Annotated in this window: 17 protein-coding genes; 2 read left to right on the top strand and 15 right to left on the bottom strand. The window is 30.6% G+C overall.

The genetic code is table 11. From position 1 onward, the window contains the following. Positions 1-28 precede the first annotated feature (28 nt). The 4 genes from sigF to CLCOS_RS02515 all read right to left on the bottom strand — a co-directional run bounded on the left by sigF (position 29) and on the right by CLCOS_RS02515 (position 3,773). The gene (gene sigF, locus CLCOS_RS02500; RefSeq protein WP_013240023.1) at positions 29-784 is read right to left on the bottom strand and encodes an RNA polymerase sporulation sigma factor SigF; all 756 of its coding nucleotides are present in this window, start codon (positions 782-784) and stop codon (positions 29-31) included. A 9-nt stretch (positions 785-793) separates the two neighbouring features. Continuing rightward, entirely contained in the window at positions 794-1,222 is a 429-nt protein-coding gene (gene spoIIAB, locus CLCOS_RS02505; RefSeq protein ID WP_013240024.1) for an anti-sigma F factor, read from the bottom strand. Positions 1,223-1,236: 14 nt separating this feature from the next. Then, positions 1,237-1,572 (bottom strand): anti-sigma F factor antagonist, encoded by a 336-nt coding sequence (spoIIAA, locus tag CLCOS_RS02510; protein WP_063600050.1) that lies wholly within the window; start codon positions 1,570-1,572, stop codon positions 1,237-1,239. A gap of 437 nt (positions 1,573-2,009) precedes the next feature. Continuing rightward, entirely contained in the window at positions 2,010-3,773 is a 1,764-nt protein-coding gene (locus CLCOS_RS02515) for an Eco57I restriction-modification methylase domain-containing protein (RefSeq protein WP_063600049.1), read from the bottom strand. A 154-nt stretch (positions 3,774-3,927) separates the two neighbouring features. Between CLCOS_RS02515 and pdaA the strand changes: the two genes are divergently transcribed. Next, positions 3,928-4,794 (top strand): delta-lactam-biosynthetic de-N-acetylase, encoded by an 867-nt coding sequence (pdaA, locus tag CLCOS_RS02520; protein WP_063600048.1) that lies wholly within the window; start codon positions 3,928-3,930, stop codon positions 4,792-4,794. A 134-nt stretch (positions 4,795-4,928) separates the two neighbouring features. Next, positions 4,929-5,342 (top strand): RrF2 family transcriptional regulator, encoded by a 414-nt coding sequence (locus CLCOS_RS02525; RefSeq protein ID WP_013240028.1) that lies wholly within the window; start codon positions 4,929-4,931, stop codon positions 5,340-5,342. Positions 5,343-5,407: 65 nt separating this feature from the next. Here CLCOS_RS02525 and CLCOS_RS02530 read toward each other — a convergent pair whose 3' ends face one another. From CLCOS_RS02530 to CLCOS_RS02580, 11 genes are all read right to left on the bottom strand, one after another. Beyond that, on the bottom strand, positions 5,408-6,121 hold the full coding sequence (locus tag CLCOS_RS02530; protein WP_013240029.1) for a WecB/TagA/CpsF family glycosyltransferase: 714 nt from the start codon (positions 6,119-6,121) through the stop codon (positions 5,408-5,410). A 1-nt stretch (position 6,122) separates the two neighbouring features. After that, positions 6,123-6,776 (bottom strand): sugar transferase, encoded by a 654-nt coding sequence (locus tag CLCOS_RS02535; protein WP_063600047.1) that lies wholly within the window; start codon positions 6,774-6,776, stop codon positions 6,123-6,125. Between the two features lie 105 nt (positions 6,777-6,881). Further along, positions 6,882-7,889: an acyltransferase gene (locus CLCOS_RS02540; protein WP_242866871.1), complete on the bottom strand. Its 1,008-nt coding sequence runs from the start codon at positions 7,887-7,889 to the stop codon at positions 6,882-6,884. 25 nt (positions 7,890-7,914) lie between these two features. Continuing rightward, on the bottom strand, positions 7,915-9,465 hold the full coding sequence (gene murJ, locus CLCOS_RS02545; RefSeq protein WP_013240032.1) for a murein biosynthesis integral membrane protein MurJ: 1,551 nt from the start codon (positions 9,463-9,465) through the stop codon (positions 7,915-7,917). 14 nt (positions 9,466-9,479) lie between these two features. Then, entirely contained in the window at positions 9,480-10,583 is a 1,104-nt protein-coding gene (locus tag CLCOS_RS02550; RefSeq protein WP_013240033.1) for a glycosyltransferase, read from the bottom strand. A 395-nt stretch (positions 10,584-10,978) separates the two neighbouring features. Continuing rightward, entirely contained in the window at positions 10,979-12,238 is a 1,260-nt protein-coding gene (locus CLCOS_RS02555; protein WP_063600046.1) for an O-antigen ligase family protein, read from the bottom strand. Positions 12,239-12,272: 34 nt separating this feature from the next. After that, entirely contained in the window at positions 12,273-13,325 is a 1,053-nt protein-coding gene (gene wecB, locus CLCOS_RS02560; protein ID WP_013240035.1) for a non-hydrolyzing UDP-N-acetylglucosamine 2-epimerase, read from the bottom strand. Positions 13,326-13,345: 20 nt separating this feature from the next. After that, complete coding sequence (locus CLCOS_RS02565; protein WP_013240036.1) at positions 13,346-14,095, bottom strand: acyltransferase; 750 nt, start codon at positions 14,093-14,095, stop codon at positions 13,346-13,348. Between the two features lie 68 nt (positions 14,096-14,163). Further along, positions 14,164-15,267 (bottom strand): Gfo/Idh/MocA family protein, encoded by a 1,104-nt coding sequence (locus tag CLCOS_RS02570; RefSeq protein ID WP_063600045.1) that lies wholly within the window; start codon positions 15,265-15,267, stop codon positions 14,164-14,166. A gap of 29 nt (positions 15,268-15,296) precedes the next feature. Continuing rightward, the gene (locus CLCOS_RS02575) at positions 15,297-16,613 is read right to left on the bottom strand and encodes a nucleotide sugar dehydrogenase (protein WP_013240038.1); all 1,317 of its coding nucleotides are present in this window, start codon (positions 16,611-16,613) and stop codon (positions 15,297-15,299) included. A gap of 81 nt (positions 16,614-16,694) precedes the next feature. Continuing rightward, positions 16,695-17,900 carry a maltose ABC transporter substrate-binding protein gene (locus CLCOS_RS02580; protein WP_013240039.1) on the bottom strand — a complete coding sequence of 402 codons (1,206 nt, stop codon included), beginning with the start codon at positions 17,898-17,900 and terminating at the stop codon, positions 16,695-16,697. Between the last annotated feature and the right edge of the window lies 1 nt (position 17,901).

The raw sequence follows: 17,901 nt of genomic DNA on the forward strand, positions 1-17,901 counted from the left end.
TGCTTTGAACATCCCCTTTTATCTGATGTTAACCTGTTAAAATTTCTCTCATAGTTTTTAACACTTTTTTTTCAATTCTAGAAACCTGTACTTGATTTATACCTAGCATCTTTGCTACCTGTACCTGAGTTTTATCTTTAAAATATCTCAGCATTATAATTTGTCTCGATTTCACATCTAAATTGTTCAAAGCTTCTTTAAGTGCAATTTTATCCACCATCTCTACATCTTCCTTTGGATTTTCACTTATCTTATCTATCAAAAGCACTGGTGAACCATCATCTTGATGTATAGTATCATACAGATACTGCAAACTGCTAGCAGATTCTGTGGCAAAAATCAGTTCTTCTACTTCTACTCCAGAATACTCTGCTAATTCCTGTATTGTAGGTTCTCTATTTAATTTTTTAGTAAGTGCTTCTCTGTCATAGTGGATTTTTTTTGCAGTATTTTTTACACTTCTGCTTACTTTTATCATTCCGTCATCCCTTAAGAAGCGCTTTATTTCCCCTAATATCATGGGTACAGCATATGTAGAAAATTTTACATTGTATTCTTCATTGAAATTATTTACTGCTTTCATAAGTCCCATACAACCTATTTGAAATATATCTTCATACTCGTATCCCCTATTTAGAAATTTTTTACTTATAGATGCCACTAATGGTAAATTCAATTCTACCAATTTATTTAGGGCATCTTTATCTCCTTTTTTTGCATATTTAATCAATTCCAAATTATCATTATAACTATATTTTAATTTTTTTGCTGTTTCCTCACTCATACTATTCACCTAACTTAATGAATTAAAAACTTTTTTCATAGTTAATCTTGTCCCTTTGTTTTTTTCAGATTCTACTTTAAGGGAGTCCATAAAAGTTTCCATTACAGTAAATCCCATACCTGATCTCTCAAGATCAGGTCTTGAAGTATAAAGGGGTTGTCTAGCGAGTTCTATATTTTCTATACCTACACCTTGGTCTTCTACTATCAACGTAAGTTCTTTTTCTTTAATAAAGGCTTGAATTTTAACTACACCTTCTTTATTTTCATAGCCATGAATAATAGAGTTTGTAACTGCCTCTGAAACTGCAGTTTTTACATCTGCCAATTCCTCCACTGTAGGATCAAGTTGTGACACAAAAGCTGCTACTGAGACCCTGGCAAAGCTTTCATTTTGTGATTTACTAATAAACTCTATTTTCATACTGTTATCGTACATAATTTATCCCCCCATTAAATATTCTGAAGTGCTTCCGCAACGCTGTCATAAAGTCCTATAATTTTAAACATACCTGAAAGTTCAAATACTCTTTTTACTGAATTGATTGCGCCTACAATACATACGCTGCCATCTGCAGAATTTAATTTTTTATACCTTCCTATTACCACCCCTATTCCAGAGCTATCCATAAAGCTTACTCCTGAGAAATCCATTATCAACTTGTTTAAACCCTCTCTATCCAATCTGTCATCTATTTTATTTCTGACTTCTTCTGCACTATGATGATCTAGTTCTCCTCTCATAGAAACTATAAGTTTATTGTCCTTTACATTAAATTCCAAATTCATATATTATCTAAAGCTCTACTAAAGCTATACTAAATAAGGTACCTGCCATATATAGCCTCAGCGTTAAAATCTCAATTTTAACTTTAATTTACCATATAACAATAAAGGCGTATTGTTATATGACTGAAATTCATACTAAGAATTTTAGTCATATGCATAAATAATGCATAGTCCGAGCCAGACACTTTTACCCCCCTTCTTTCATTTTTAATCTAGAGTTACAATAAACCAAAAATGTGTACATATAGTTGTAATTTTTAATTAGTAACCCTCCGTAAAGTCAAAACCTGTACTTTAATACTATTCTCCATTTGGAATAATTTTCCTTCTTTTTTTATTAGTAATTTTACTATTTATTTTTACCACCTATTATGTTTTTAAACACATATTGATAATTTTTTTAGTAAAATTTAAAAAGATAATTACCAAATATGAACTCAGCAATTATCTTTTATCTTTTCTACAATCTCAATTTCCTTATCTGTCAGTCCAAAAAAATCATACAGCTTTTTTTCTATATTATTTTCTCCTCCAAAATCAATAGAAGGAATACACAATTTCATTAGATTATTAGGGTAATACTCATATAGATTTTCTCCTAATTTTTTTGCGAAAGTTTTAAAGTAAAATTCATACAAAGGACTGTTTAATATATTTAAAAGTATTTCATAGGTAAAAGGTACATTTTTTTTTAATACTAAGGAATATATATCTGCACTAAAATAGCTTCCCTTGTCAAGAGCAAATCTATTGTCACAGGACTTGTATGGGAACACAATTTTCTTTTCTTCAAAAATTTCAGGTTTTCTCCCCCATTGAAGTTCATACCACTTTCTTGTTCCTTTTTTACATTCTCTTCTTTCCATAAGCCTTTTTTTGTACTGCTCTATATACTTTATAGCATTAGGACATTCTGTTTCATTTTCTATTAAATTTGAGTATATAATAAATTTTTCACCTTTAATTACTTCGTTTTTTCGTATATGGCTACTTTTTATCCAGGGTTTTATTAACCTTAATTCAATTTTTCTACTATTTATTATGTCTCTATCAACTATAAAAGCCCTATCACATCCCGTTATTATACCCTGACAACTATGGCATATATCCTTTAAAATAAATTTACTTTTTTCTTTTATTTTATCTATTATATTTTTCTCAACTTCGTCAACAAATACCCATCCATCATTATTTATAGACTTTTGAGAAATAGAAAACTTTTTGTATTTTTCAGATTTATCTAAAAACAAGGAATCAAGAAATTTATTTTTTTCATTTTTTTCAATTTTATTGGGTCTTATGATTTCTATATTATTGTTCCAATTTTTTGTTCTTACTAAAAATATTATCATTGGGTCTATACCTACTCTTTTAAAAGGTCTTATACCATAAAAATCTATAATTTTATAAATAGAGGTATTTTCAATTAAAAACTTTCTAAGTTCTTTTCCGCTGCAAGATTCACAAAAATACCTAGAAGTAACAAAAACCAGTTTTCCTCCCTCCTTTAAACACTTTAATGATTTTTGAAAAAAACAGTAGGATATGTCTCCTTTGTCTCTATATATACTTCCATATATTTTTCTTAAAACATATGAATAACTAGAATCTACAGATTTATGTCCTATATACGGAGGATTTCCTATAAACACATCATATTTTCTATCTATATTTTCCACTAGAAAATCCTTTACTTGAAAATTTTTTTCACTAAACTGATTGCTAATCAAAAATAAGTCTATTTTTAAAACTTTTATTGCAGTTTCATCTATATCAAATCCAAATAGATTGTTACGTACTATATGGTAACTTATATCTTCTAGTTTCAAATTTAAATTGTTTTTACTATTTATAACTTCAATATTCTTAATAAATATTCGATTTAAATATAGAAAGCACTTACAAATTAAATTCCCAGATCCACAGGAAGGATCTATTATTTTTATAAATGGATTTCCAATTACATCATTGACATTTATCAAGTTTTTAACCATAAATGCTGCCATTTCCGGAGGAGTATACACTACTCCATTTTTTCCATTCATAATTTTCTGTTTATAGTATTCTTCTGAAAAGCTAATTTCTTTCTTCATATTAGATTTTTGCTTATAAGTTTCTATAAAATGCATCTTCTCTTCTACATCTATATTTTTTTTAATAAAATTGTAAATTTGTTCAACATCTTCAATAAAACTGTTCATATTTTTGTCTCCATACTCAATATATGCATTACAGGGAAACATCGCTATACAACGTTTCCCTGCTATAATTTTCTTACAATCTCTATTAATCTCAAGTATAAATTATTAAATTAAGTATACCATAAAATATATCTTATAAGGTAGGTGATTATATTTGAATAAAAAGTTTGTGTCCATATTTCTCCTATGTACAATTTTTCTATGTCCTTATAGTGTTAAAGGCTACCAGGTAGGAAAAATTACTTTAACAAATACAAAAAGCATAACTACTCTAGATGATAATAATGCTTCTTCTAGGTTAAAAAATCTAAACACTCAAAACTTAGATAGAAGAGAAAAAAATTGGTTTTTCAAGCCTAATAATTCTGGTATGCCTTCAGAGGAACCTGCAGATATACTAAAACTCTTAAACAAATACTCTGGATATTATTTAGGAGATACTTCAAAAAAAATACTTTATCTTACTTTTGACGAAGGTTATGAAAACGGATATACTGCTAAGATGTTAGATATATTAAAATCCAACAATGTTAAGGCCGCTTTCTTTGTTACTACCCCTTATATAAAAGATAATGCGGAACTTGTAAAAAGAATGGTAAATGAAGGGCACCTAGTATGCAATCATTCAGAAAAACATCCTTCAATGGCAGATGCTGCAAAAGATCCTATAAGATTTGAAAGAGAATTTACAGTAACAGAAAATACTTATAAAGAAATTACAGGTAAAGAAATGCCTAAATTCTTTAGACCTCCTATGGGAAAATACAGTGAATTATCCTTATTCTATACCAAGCAATTAGGATACAAAACCATATTTTGGAGTTTTGCCTACAATGATTGGAATAGACAAAAACAGCCTTCACCTGTGGAAGCAAAAAAAATGATAAGTCGCAGGACTCATAATGGAGCCATTATTTTACTTCACGCAGTATCAAAAACAAACTCTGAAATACTGGATTCACTTATAAAAGACTGGAAAAATAAAGGGTATGTTTTAGAGGGTTTGGATAAATTGCCTTAAAAATATCTTTTCTAATATATTATACTTTATAATGTTCTGTAAATTAGGTATAATTAACTTGTATATAACTGTATGTTATACCTAATTTACATTATTTTGAACTAGGTAAATATATTTATGTTTGGGGAGATATTATGAAAATTACACAGGAATCAGATTATGGATTTAGAGTTGTACTTTATTTGTCAAATTTGGGGTACGGTAAAAAAATTGAAGCCAAAACCATAGCTAAAGATCAAAATGTGCCTCTAAGATTTCTTCTTAAACTTTTAAGAAAACTGACTCAAGCGGGTATAGTAAAATCCTTCAGAGGAGTTAATGGAGGCTATGCTTTAAATCGTATGCCTGAAGATATTACTTTAAGAAATATTATTGAGGCTATAGATGGGCCTATTTACTTAAACAGATGCCTATACGATACGGAGCATTGCAATGCCCATAAAAAAGGACATTGTGGTGTGCACAATGCTCTTTCAAAGGTACAGGGTACTCTAATTAACGAACTAGAGAGTATTAATTTTAAAGATATAATGGAAGATAAAATTTGAAATTTTAAGGCCATTGATAACTAAGTATCACACAGCCTTAAATATAAGTTTTCATAATTTAACATTTACTTTTTATTATATTCTGCAACCTTTAATAAAAACTTGGGTATAGAAGAAAGTCTCTTTATTCTATAAGGTTCCTTGCAAACTCTGTACAACCATTCAAGTCCTAGTTCTATCATCCATTTTGGAGCCCTTTTAATTTTTCCCGCCAAAACATCAAAGCTTCCTCCTACACCCATATACACCCTACATGGAAGTATGTCCATATTCCTTGCTATAAATATATCCTGTTTGGGAGCACCCATAGCTACAAAAAGTGCATAAGCATTGCTTTTCTTTATATCGCACACTATATCTTCGCAATGTTCTAGATCAAAATATCCATTATGACTTCCGGCTATGTTAATCTTAGGATACTTCCGTTTTAGATTTTCTTTGCATCCTTCAAGTATTTCCTGCTTAGCCCCTAAAAGATATATAGGTTTATTTTCCCTACTACATTTTTTTATTACTTCTTCCATTATTTCTATACCTGCTATTTTTTCTTTTATAGGCACTTTCACTATTTTAGAAGCCAAAAGTGTTCCAATTCCATCTGGAATTATTACACTTCGACTTGCCGTAAAACTAGTCAATAGTAAATTATCTTTTAGTCCATTATAGAGTACTTCTGGATTACCAGAAACTATGTTTACTTTAGAAAACTTCTCTATATACTCCATAAGCTCCATCTTACTTCCATTAAACACATTATATTTTAACAATCTTGTAAACATATTAAAATGCACCTTCACTTTTAAATACAGATGAGACTGTCCTTAGTAAGATTTTTATATCCATCCACAGCGAAAACTTTTTTATATACATTAAATCATAATATACGGTCTTTCCAAGCTCTATTTCTCCTCTTCCGCTTACTTGTGCCAATCCCGTTATTCCTGGTGTTACAAGTAATCTTTGTTTATACGAATCAGGATAAAATTTAACTACATCTGGTATTTCAGGTCTTGGTCCAACCAAGCTCATATTTCCAATAAATACATTAAAAAGTTGTGGAATTTCATCCAAACTTGTTTTTCTTAAAAAAGCCCCTGATCTAGTCACTCTATTATCATTCTTACTTTGAAATACAAAATTTTCCAAATCGCCGGGATCAATGTCTAATTCTCTCTTTTTTTCCGCATTTACTACCATAGTTCTAAATTTATATATGGTAAAATTCTTTCCATTCTTACCCACTCTAACCTGTTTGAAAATAGCAGGGCCCTTCGAATCCAATTTAATCCATATAGCCAATATTACAAATACTACGCTAAGTATAATTATTCCTACAAGAGATAATATAAAATCAGCTATTCTCTTGAGAAATAATTGAAAGGATTTACTTTTTATATCTTTATCCACATCTATTTTTATATCTTCTGTCTGCATAATTTTATGATCTGTAAATTTAAACCTACAAATCAGTTACTTCACCTGCCTTATTATATTTTTACTTATTATATCATATTGCATATACTTTATCCGGCTATCTCTTTATAAAAGTTTTTTTATCTCGTTGAGTGCTATGGATCCTATCAATGTAACTGCAAAAGCCTTTACACCAAAGCTTAAATTATCCACATGCACATATCTTCCTATATAATATTGAGTATACAAATATAGTATACCTGCCTGGGATAAATAAATATCATAAGAAGTATTTGATATATATCTTATAATTTTCATAAACAATCCTTTCTTCCATTCAAAACTGAATATGAAAATCACAAAAAATGTAGAATAAAAAATTACTGAGGGACGCTGAAAAGTCGTAATGTAGTCTATACTTTTACCGTACTGATTTCCCGTTATAAAACTATACAGCAGTGTAAAAATTGAAAGTAAAAACATAACACACACTATAGGTCTAATTTTCTTTAATTTCTCGGATATATTATCTAGATTTTTTCCCATATATCCTCCTAATGAGAAATAAAAGATCCAGTAAAATAAATTTTTTTTATTCCAAAACCACTGATCTGGAGTCACTACTTTAAAGTAATAGGTATATATAATAAAAAATGATGTCATTAAAAAACTAAGTAATAGCCACCATTTTTTTTCCATAAATTTGTATATGAAAGGAAACATTATGTAAAGCTCAATAATTAAAGGTACAAAATAAAAGTGATAAAATACATTTCCATATACTATATTGTTTAAATCAGTATGTATGTTAAAGTCCTTAGTTATAATGACTATATATAGTAAGCACCACACTATATACTGCGGTACTACTTTTAAAAATCTTCTAATTATGAATTTAAAATAACCGCATCCTTCTTTATAACTTATAGTGAGTCCCATTCCAGAAATAATTATAAATGCAGGAACAGAAAACCTTGAAAACTGATTCAATATAAAATTAGCATTGTAAGTCGTAGAATAAGGTGTGCTCCTATACAGTATAGTTGCAGAAACATGTAATACTATTACTGCAACTATAGCAAGTGCTCTTATTACATCCATCTCCAAAACACGTCTTTTTGTAATGTCTGCCACCTTCCTTGTACAAAATATTTAATATCTACCTTGCAATTTTATTCTTAAGTCCATTTATTAGGTTCCTATACTCTTCTAATCCAGTAAAATACAAACATATAAAGTAAACTACACTGCCAAATACAAAAGATATGAAAATTGAAATCATACTTTGCTGCATAATAGATGAAATCTTATTCATACAGAAATTATTTATAACATATATAACTATTCCCATAATAGCAGAAGAACAAACTATTTTAGCAAAACTTAAAACAAGTTTTCTAATATTCATTCCTTCTAACTTTTTATTCAAGTTCCACATCATAAGTAAGGTAGTAATAACTGCAGAGATAGTTGTAGCTAAAGCAAGCCCTGAAACCTTCATATATTTTATTATAATTATATTTATAATTATATTTATAATTATGCCCACAAAACTGTTTGACATAGGGGTTTTTGCATCTTTAACAGAATAAAATGCTTTATTTAAAATATCCCTTACTCCATAGGCAATCATCGCAGGGCAGTAAAATAATAAGGCACTGGAAGTTAAATTTGCAGCTTGTGCTGTAAATGCCCCTCTCCTAAAAATTAAATTTATAAGTGGGTCTCTTAAAATTCCTATAGCCACTGATGCAGGTATCATTATTATCATTATGGTATTTATAGCACTTATAAGGGATTTCTTATACTTCACAACATCCTTTTTAACTGCTAGTTCAGATAAAGTAGGATATACAATCATAGCTATACCTATGGCAAAAACTTCATAAGCCAAGGTACTTACTTTATTTGAATAGTCCAAGACTGTAACTGCTCCAAAATATATATTATTTGCAAAACACCTATTTACAAACAAATTTAATTGAACTACTGAGGTACTTATAACTATAGGTATCATTAGCTTAAACATCTGATGTACATCACTATTTTTAAAGTCCAATATAAATTTATATCTATACTTAAGTTTCCTATACCTTGGCAAATTTATTACAAATTGAGCGAAAAATCCTATTACTGTAGCTACTGCAAATCCCTTTATACCATACCTGGAAGTTAAGAACACTAAATACACTATATAAACTAAGTTAGACACAAATGCCATAGCAGCAGGTTCATAAAACCTTTTATGGGACTGAAGTACTCCTGTAACCACACTCCCTAAAGTTACAAATATAAGTGATAAAAACATTATCCTTATTATTTCAACAGACTGAGCAAATATTACACTGTTGGAAGTAAAACCATGTCCAAAAACATATATTATCTGCTTTGAAAATATTATGAGTACAGCTGTGAGAACTATTGTAAAAAGGGACGCTATGTTTATTACATTGTTTACAAATTTATTTCTCTCACTTATAGTGCTATTTTCGATATGTTCCGAATTAAGCGGTATAAAAGTAGTAGTAAGTCCGTAACTTATAGTAGTTAAAAGGTATACCATACCCAATGCAAAATTATATATATCTGTAACATAGGTAGCTCCAAATTTTGCAGCTATAAGGGAATCCCTTACAAGTGCCAAAACTTTTCCGCCAATTATAAAAAGCATTACTATAATGGAACTTTTTATTAATTTCTTTTCTGCCATATTCTTCACTCCAACTATTTTTCTGAAAGTATTTTAGTATAAGCATTATAATATTTTGTGCAAAAGCTATCTATGGAAAATTTGTCAACTACAGCATCATATAATTTTTCTCCTTTTAGGTATATCTCATTTCTTTCCTCATAAATTTCTCTCATTTTTTTATATATGTCTTCTACAGAATTAGGATTTATTAATGAAATTAAATTATCACCTAAAACTTTCCCTATGTCTCCTACATCTGGCGCTATGAAATATTTTTTCACTGCTGCACTTTCAAGCAAAGTCATAGGAGGTGCTCCACCTTCACTAAAGGAAGTTAAAATTCCTACTTCACCTGCATTTGCAAAATCCAGTGCATTGGGTTTATATCCTGTAAATATTACTCTATTCTCTAAATGAAGCTGTGCTACTTTTTGTCTCAGCGTCTCTTCCATAGGCCCATCTCCAACTATCATAAGCTTTGCATCTTTAATTTGCTTTTTCAACATATTAAATGCTTCTATGAGAGATAACTGATTTTTTATAGGATGGCATCTTGCTACATTTACATATACAAAATCATTTTCTAATATATTGTATCTTGCTCGTATACTTTCTCTACTTTCCTTTATAACTCTACTATTAAAATCCATTCCGCTATTTACTACAAATTTCTCTCCTATAAATTTCTGATTACCCAAAAGGCTTTTTATATAATCCGATACACATATATATTGTTTAAAGCTGCCTAACCCTAGTGCACTAAGTGGAGTGAAAAACAGGTATTTAATCCTATTATTTAAAAAATCTCTTCTATAATCACTATGTACTGTGGCTACTGTAGGAACATCTATTTTATTTTTCAAAAAATAGTGCATAAAAAATGCTTTTGCCCCATGAAAGTTTACAAGATCAATATGATTTTCTCTTACATAATCTATTAAGTATCTATCATAGGTGACAGCTCTTTTAAACTTTACTGTATCTATATTCATACTTTTACTTTTATCATAAAGGCCTCCGCCACCTATTGTACCTATAATTGACTGAAATTTATCCTTTGAATAAAAACTCAAATTCAACACATAATTTCCACCGCCGCCTACATCATTTCCTGATATAACCTGTAACACCTTCATATCTTTCACCTCCACTTCAAATAACTCCTAAGTGAAAAATTCACTTATACTCCGGATATTTTTACAATCTTCAGCTCATTAAATATTTTGATAAGTCTAAGTATTTAAAAGAGCTTCATTATTGTAAAAACATCCTTTAGTATACAGTAATTTTCAACTTAGTAATTTTACATAATACATGTAAAATAAATTTGAATCATGCTTAGGAATATCTGACAAAATTGAAATCACATTTAAAAACTTTTTTGGTAAGTCTTAGCTCGCATTTTAGAAAATCTTAGAAGCTTATATATGTTTGAGGTACGAGTTCATATAAGCTTCTTTAGATTTTCAAAATACGAGCTTTAGACTTACTAAAAGTTTTTATAGTGATGAAATTTGTCAGTATATTCCCTTTAACTCAAAAACATGCCTTCGTTTTTCTTTTCCCTGTACATCATTCCTTGAGATACTGCTAAGAGTATCCAGAAGTAAGTTGTAGTCTTTGGTACAAAGAATAAGTTGTCAACTAAATTCATAACGTAAAAAGCTACCATGGAAGCTAAAAATCCTATGTAAAAATGCTTATAAAATTTACTTTTCGTTGTATCTACAAAAGATTTAACTTTAATTAAAGAAGATAAAAGCAATGCCACAAAGGATACTCCACCTATAATTCCAAGTTCTGTCTCCATTTTCAAATAGGAATTATGGCAGGGCCACTTACTGTAACCATAAAATTTATACTGAGGATATATATTCGTATATTTGTCATACAAGCTAACGTAGTTCCCATTTCCAACCCCAAACAAAGGATGATCTTTTATCATCTTTTGTGCAATTTTCCAAAGGTATATTCTAGATTGATTTTGAACTGGATCATTTATAGCCATTATTCGTTCCCTTATTTCTGGTATAAATAAAGATGCTCCTGCAATTACACAAATAGGTAGTACAAACTTAAGACTACACATAATCACTAATATAACCATTCCTATTGCCACTCCAACAATAGCATTTCTAGAACCTGTAAATGTTAAATTCAAAAACATCAAAGCTGCCAGCAAGGAATAAAATAACTTTCTTTCCTTTTTCTTTTCATATATAGCTAACATGATCATTGGAAATATGGCTAATATCAAGAAAGCTGCCAAATTATTAGGATTATCCATAGTAGCAGTTATCTTAAACTTTGTATATCCATAATTTTTGAATTTATCACTAAGTCCGAACCCTGTAAAATTTTGATATATGCCATAGATACATATTATGACATTGGTGCATATATAAGAACCTAAAATTCCATTTAGAAGTTCTTTTCTATTCCATTCATATTTGATCATAAAAAACAATATAATATAGGATATAAACCTAAAGCTTTCACTAAGTGCAAGTCCCCTGTCTACTGCATAGCTCACCGAAATTAACATCATGAGTGCCAGTATACTCATAAAAATAGTGAGATAATTAGTAAAGAAATCCTTTATCCCTGAGAAAAACCTAGTTCTGCACTCTTTTGATGTAAGAAATTTTACAAAGTATCCAATCAAAATAAATGCTAGTATACAATCTGCAGGAGGAATATTTATCTTTCCTAGTGCCATCTTATTCGGCAAAAGAGGAAGCAGTACTATATAAGCACAGATCAATACGTACAAAAATCTATCTAAAAACAAAACCTCACCTCCATATCAAATATTTCCAGATAAATTATTTATCTAATATTTCTAGTATTTTTCCAGAAGCGTTTCCATCTCCAAATATATCTTTTTGATCCTTATTAGGTACAAAATTCACTATGCTATCCAATATCTTTTCCTTGTCAGTTCCAACTACTACGTTCCAGCCATTTTTTACGGTTTCTACCCATTCAGTTTCATCTCTCATAGTTATACAAGGTTTTTTCATGAAAAAGGCTTCTTTTTGTACTCCACCGCTGTCTGTTACTATCTTCTCAGAATTCATTTCAAGATTTATCATCTCTAGATATCCCACAGGTTCTATAACCTTTATATTTTCATTAAATTTAAGTCCATAATCTGTCATATATTTTTTAGTTCTAGGATGAAGGGGAAGTATCACTGCTTTATTACATTCATTTAAAGCTTCAACTATATTTTTTAATCTATCTATGTGATTTGTATTCTCAGCTCTATGTATAGTAGTTAGTATATACTCCTTACCCTGAAGCCCAATTTCTTTTATAATCTGATTCTTGTTTTCTGCTAACTTTTTAAAATTAAGTACTGCATCAAACATTACATCTCCTACATTATAAACGCCTTTTGTAATTCCCTCCTTTTTTAAATTTTCCACTGCCGATTCTGTGGGAACAAACAAAAGATTAGATAAATGATCTGTAAGAACTCTATTTTGCTCTTCGGGCATATCCCTGTTAAAACTTCTAAGTCCTGCCTCAACGTGAGCTACAGGAATTAAAAGCTTACTTGCACACAATGCTCCAGCAAGAGTTGAATTTGTATCTCCATATACAAGTACAAAATCTGGCTTTTCCTTTTCATATATCTCTTCTAATTTTATAAGCATCATTCCAGTCTGTCTTCCGTGACTTCCAGAACCCACTTCCAAATTGTAATCTGGTTTTGGTATATTGAGTTCATCAAAAAATACCTTTGACATATTTTCATCATAATGCTGACCCGTATGAACCAATATTTCTGTATGGTGTTTTCTTATTACATTTGATACTGCAGCAGCCTTTATGAATTGAGGCCTTGCCCCTACAACTGTTAATACCTTCATGTTTTTCCTCCCTGCAAAGTTTACTGTTGATTTTTAAGAAGTTGATCTTCTGGAACTTTTCTAAATTGTTTAGCAGGATTACCTGCTACTATAATTTCCTTTTCCACATCCTTTGTAACAACACTGCCTGCTGCTACAAATCCATCTTCATTTATTATCTTACCTGGAAGTATAGTAGCTTGAGCTCCAATTCTTCCACCCTTCTTTACTGTAACACCTTTGAAATGTTTGTATCTTTCCTTAGATCTTGCCGCAAAGTTATCATTTGAAGTTACAACTCCAGGTGCAATAAACACATTGTCTTCTACTTCTGAGTAAGCTGTAATATATACATTTGTTTCAATTTTACAGTTAGAACCTATTTTAGAGAAGTTCTCTATAGCAGCTCCTCTACCTATTATTGTTTTACTTCCTATAGTTACGTTTTCTCTGACTGTAGCCAAATCTGCAATAAGTGTATTTTCACCTATAACACAACCGCAGTATACTATAACTCCTGCTCCAATAAGACATCCATCCTTTATTAGAGCTGGATCAAATTTTTTCTCATCTTTAAATATACTATTTACTGATCTCATAGGCTCTTTACCTACTACGCTATTGTCATCTATCCTTACATTAGCTCCAATTTTACTTCCCTTATGTATAACTACATTATGACCTATCATGCAGTTATCTCCTATTGTAACATCGTCTTCAATAACTACAAATTTTCCTATACTTACATTATTGCCAACTTTTGAAGTATCCGATATATAATTTTCAGACATATATATTCTCCTTTTCCTGCATATTTAATAATTGAGAATGAAAGGCCTCCATTCTCAATTATTAACTGCTACCTATTTATTTTTTTCACTCCAACCATATCCATAGTTGAGAAATCTCCCATAGGGAATTTTACAGGCATACCTGTAAGTCTTGACTTATAAGCCGCCAAAATTATAGACATTCCCTTTTTGCCTTCTTCTCCATCTATAAGTGGCTTTCTATTATTATTTATTGCATCTATCATATCTTTGAAAAGAGGTATATGTCCAAAACCATATACAGTATCAGGATCTCCCTCTTGTGATTTTAATATTTCATCATCTAAATCCTTGTGATCTTCAAAATTCCAGGTTTCTATCTTATTTACTGCAAGTCCACCTATGCATACTGTTCCCTTTTCTCCAAAGACACTTAAAGTTTCTTCTAAGTTTTTAGGATAAACACAAGCAGTACCTTCAACTATACCTATAGCTCCATTTTTAAATCTTATAACAATAGCTCCAAAATCTTCAGCTTCTATATCTCTTAAGAAAGTATCACACTGAGCATAAACAGTGTCTATCTCTCCTCCCATCATCCACTGAAGTAAGTCTATATTATGTATACATTGATTCATCAATGTTCCACCGTCCAGCTTCCAAGTTCCTCTCCAAGGTGCCTGATGATAATATCCCATATTTCTATTCCATAGTATTCTAGCTGTACCATTTACAAGTCTGCCAAATCTATTTTCCTCCACAGCAGATCTAAGCTGCTGCACTGGTTTATTAAATCTATTTTGATGGCTTACGCACAATTTTACATTGTTCTTTTTAGAACATTCTATCATATCATCTGCATCTTTTATTGAAAGTGCCATAGGTTTTTCACATATTACATGCTTTTTGTCGTTCATGCAGTACATTGCTATTTCAGGATGATATCCACTTTCAGTAGCTATAGTAACTACATCTATATCCTGCTCTTCAAGCATTTTCTTATAATCAGTATAAACTGCTACTTTAGCATCTCCAACTTTTTCTATGTACTCATTTTTCCTTTGCTCTGCTTTTTCTTCTACCAAATCACAAACTGCTACTAAAACAGCTTCATCTTTATTAGCTGCTAGAGCTTCTACATGTTTGTAAGAAATTCTTCCACATCCTAAGATGGCAAATTTCAATTTACTCATAAAAACACCTCTTAAAAAGTAATATTTGTTTATAGTTTATGAATTTTTTCTCTGTTATTTTTTACATCTTTAGTAGCATTTCTTGTATCGTAAACAATTTTAGCTCTTTCTGCTATAGCCTCATAATCATAAGGGCTGTGATCTGTAGTTATAATTACTATATCGGATTCATCTATTACATCTTCCCATTTTACTGTGTGATATACTTTTCCATTACGTTTAAATTCAGGAATAAATGGATCACTTACAATTACCTCTGCTCCATTTTTCTCCAAGTGATCTATTACTTTAAGGGCTGGTGACTCTCTTAAATCATCTATATCCCTCTTATAAGCTACTCCAAGAAGAAGTACTTTTGCACCATTCATAGCTTTTTTATGTCCATTTAAAAGCTTCATAGCATTATCAACTACGAATTCTGGCATAAAATCATTTATTTCTCCAGAAGTCTCTATTAATTTTGTATGATAATCATATTCTTTTGCTTTCCATGAAAGATAAAATGGATCAAGAGGTATACAATGTCCTCCAAGTCCTGGTCCTGGATAAAAAGCCATAAAGCCATAAGGTTTTGTTTTGGCTGCATCTATTACTTCCCATACGTCTATTCCCATTCTTTCACAAAGTACAGCCATTTCATTGGCAAGACCTATGTTTATATTTCTGAAAGTATTTTCAAGTATCTTCTCCATTTCTGCTACTGCAGGACAGGATACAGTATATATTTCACTTTCCAATATGTTTCTATATAATGTAGCTGCCACTTCTGTACATTCAGGAGTACATCCTCCTACTACCTTTGGGGTATTTTTTGTCTTATACTGTTTATTACCTGGATCTACCCTTTCTGGTGAAAATGCAAGGAAAAAGTCTTTTCCACATTTAAGCCCGCCTTCTTCTAGTATAGGCTTTAACACTTCTTCTGTAGTTCCTGGATAAGTAGTACTCTCAAGTACTATGAGCATTCCTCTATGCAAATATTTTGCAACACTTTTAGTGGAACTAACTACATATGATATATCTGGCTGTTTATATAAATCTAATGGAGTAGGCACACATATAGAAACTGCATCTACATCTTTTACAAAACTAAAATCTGTAGTAGCTTTAAGTCTTCCTTCCTTAACCAATTTCTCTAAATCTGAATCCACTATATCACCAATATAGTTATGTCCTTCATTTACGGATTCAACTTTTTTATCCTGAACATCAAATCCAATAACTTCATATCCTGCTTTAGCTTTTTCTACTGCAAGTGGAAGTCCTACATATCCTAATCCTACTACTCCTAACTTAGCTTTCCTATCCTCTAATTTTTGAATTAATTCATCTCTCAACTGCGACATCTTTTTACCTCCTAGTTTAGCATCATTTCTACTTTTTTCATTATAATACAACCCAATTTCTTTGTCATCTTCATATACATACTATTGCTTTTCTTTTACAATAAAATCAAGTATATCCTTTTCTATTTTTTGTCCACACTCCTTTGGAGTTATCTTTCTGGAAGTAAGCTCTGTCATTACCTTGTTTGCATTTTGAAGAGCCTGAACCTCAGATACATTTGGCAATATTTGCCCATACTCAGACTGCTGTACAAAAGTTCTTTCCTTAGGGTCATTTTTCACTTCTTTTATGTTGTAATCCACTTTATACGGAGGAATTCTTCCTGTTATTTTAAAAAGTGGAGTACTAGAATGATTAATGAGATATTTCATAAGACTCCAATCCTCTTTTTGATGCTGGGACTTAGAACTTACATAACCTACTTGTGCCGTTACAAAGGATGTCATCTGTTTACCATTGTATTTTGGGAAAGGTACTACAGAATAATTAAGTCCTGATGCATCTAGCTCTTGAAGATCCCAAGATCCACTTACATAGAAACTTGTTTTTCCATTTTTAAAATTGTTTCTTGCAGTTATACTATCTATATTTTCGGGCATCAACTTATACTTCTGCACCATATCCTGAATCATGGTATATCCTTTAATTGCAGCTTCATTATTAAGTCCTATATCTTTTACGTTGTAATCACCATTTTCCTTTTTAAATATATAAGCACCGTTTGCTTGAAGAATTGGGAAACTTAAATAAAAGTTATTTATATCATACTGAAATCCCTGTTTTTCTCCCATTGAAATCAGCTCTTCCAGTGTATTAGGTACCTTTTTAACTTTATCCTTATTATAATAAAGTCCATAGGTTTCCACAGATATAGGTATTCCATACATCTTATTCTTAAAAGATACAGTTTCAAGTGCCGATGGTATATATTTATTTTTATCTATAATGTTATCTGGAACCTGTGCTAGTAATTTTTCATTATGAAGTTTTTCCATCCTGTCATGTGATACTCCAAATTCTATATCTGGTTCCATATTACGTAAGGATGCTTCAATATAAGCCCTGTTGTCTCCTTTATCTGAATGAATTATCACCTTGTATCCCGAGGTTTTGGACCACTGATCTGCTAAAGTCCTAAGTTCTGCTATTTCAGGATCTGTAAGATGTGACCAAATTACTATTTCCTTGTCATTTTTACCTGTACCTGCAGTATCTGCTGTGGTGCATCCAGTTAAAAAAAGTGCAAATACCAAAACCACAGATATAAGTTTATAAAATCTCTTCATT

Source organism: Clostridium coskatii (assembly GCF_001675205.1).
Lineage (GTDB): Bacteria > Bacillota > Clostridia > Clostridiales > Clostridiaceae > Clostridium_B > Clostridium_B ljungdahlii.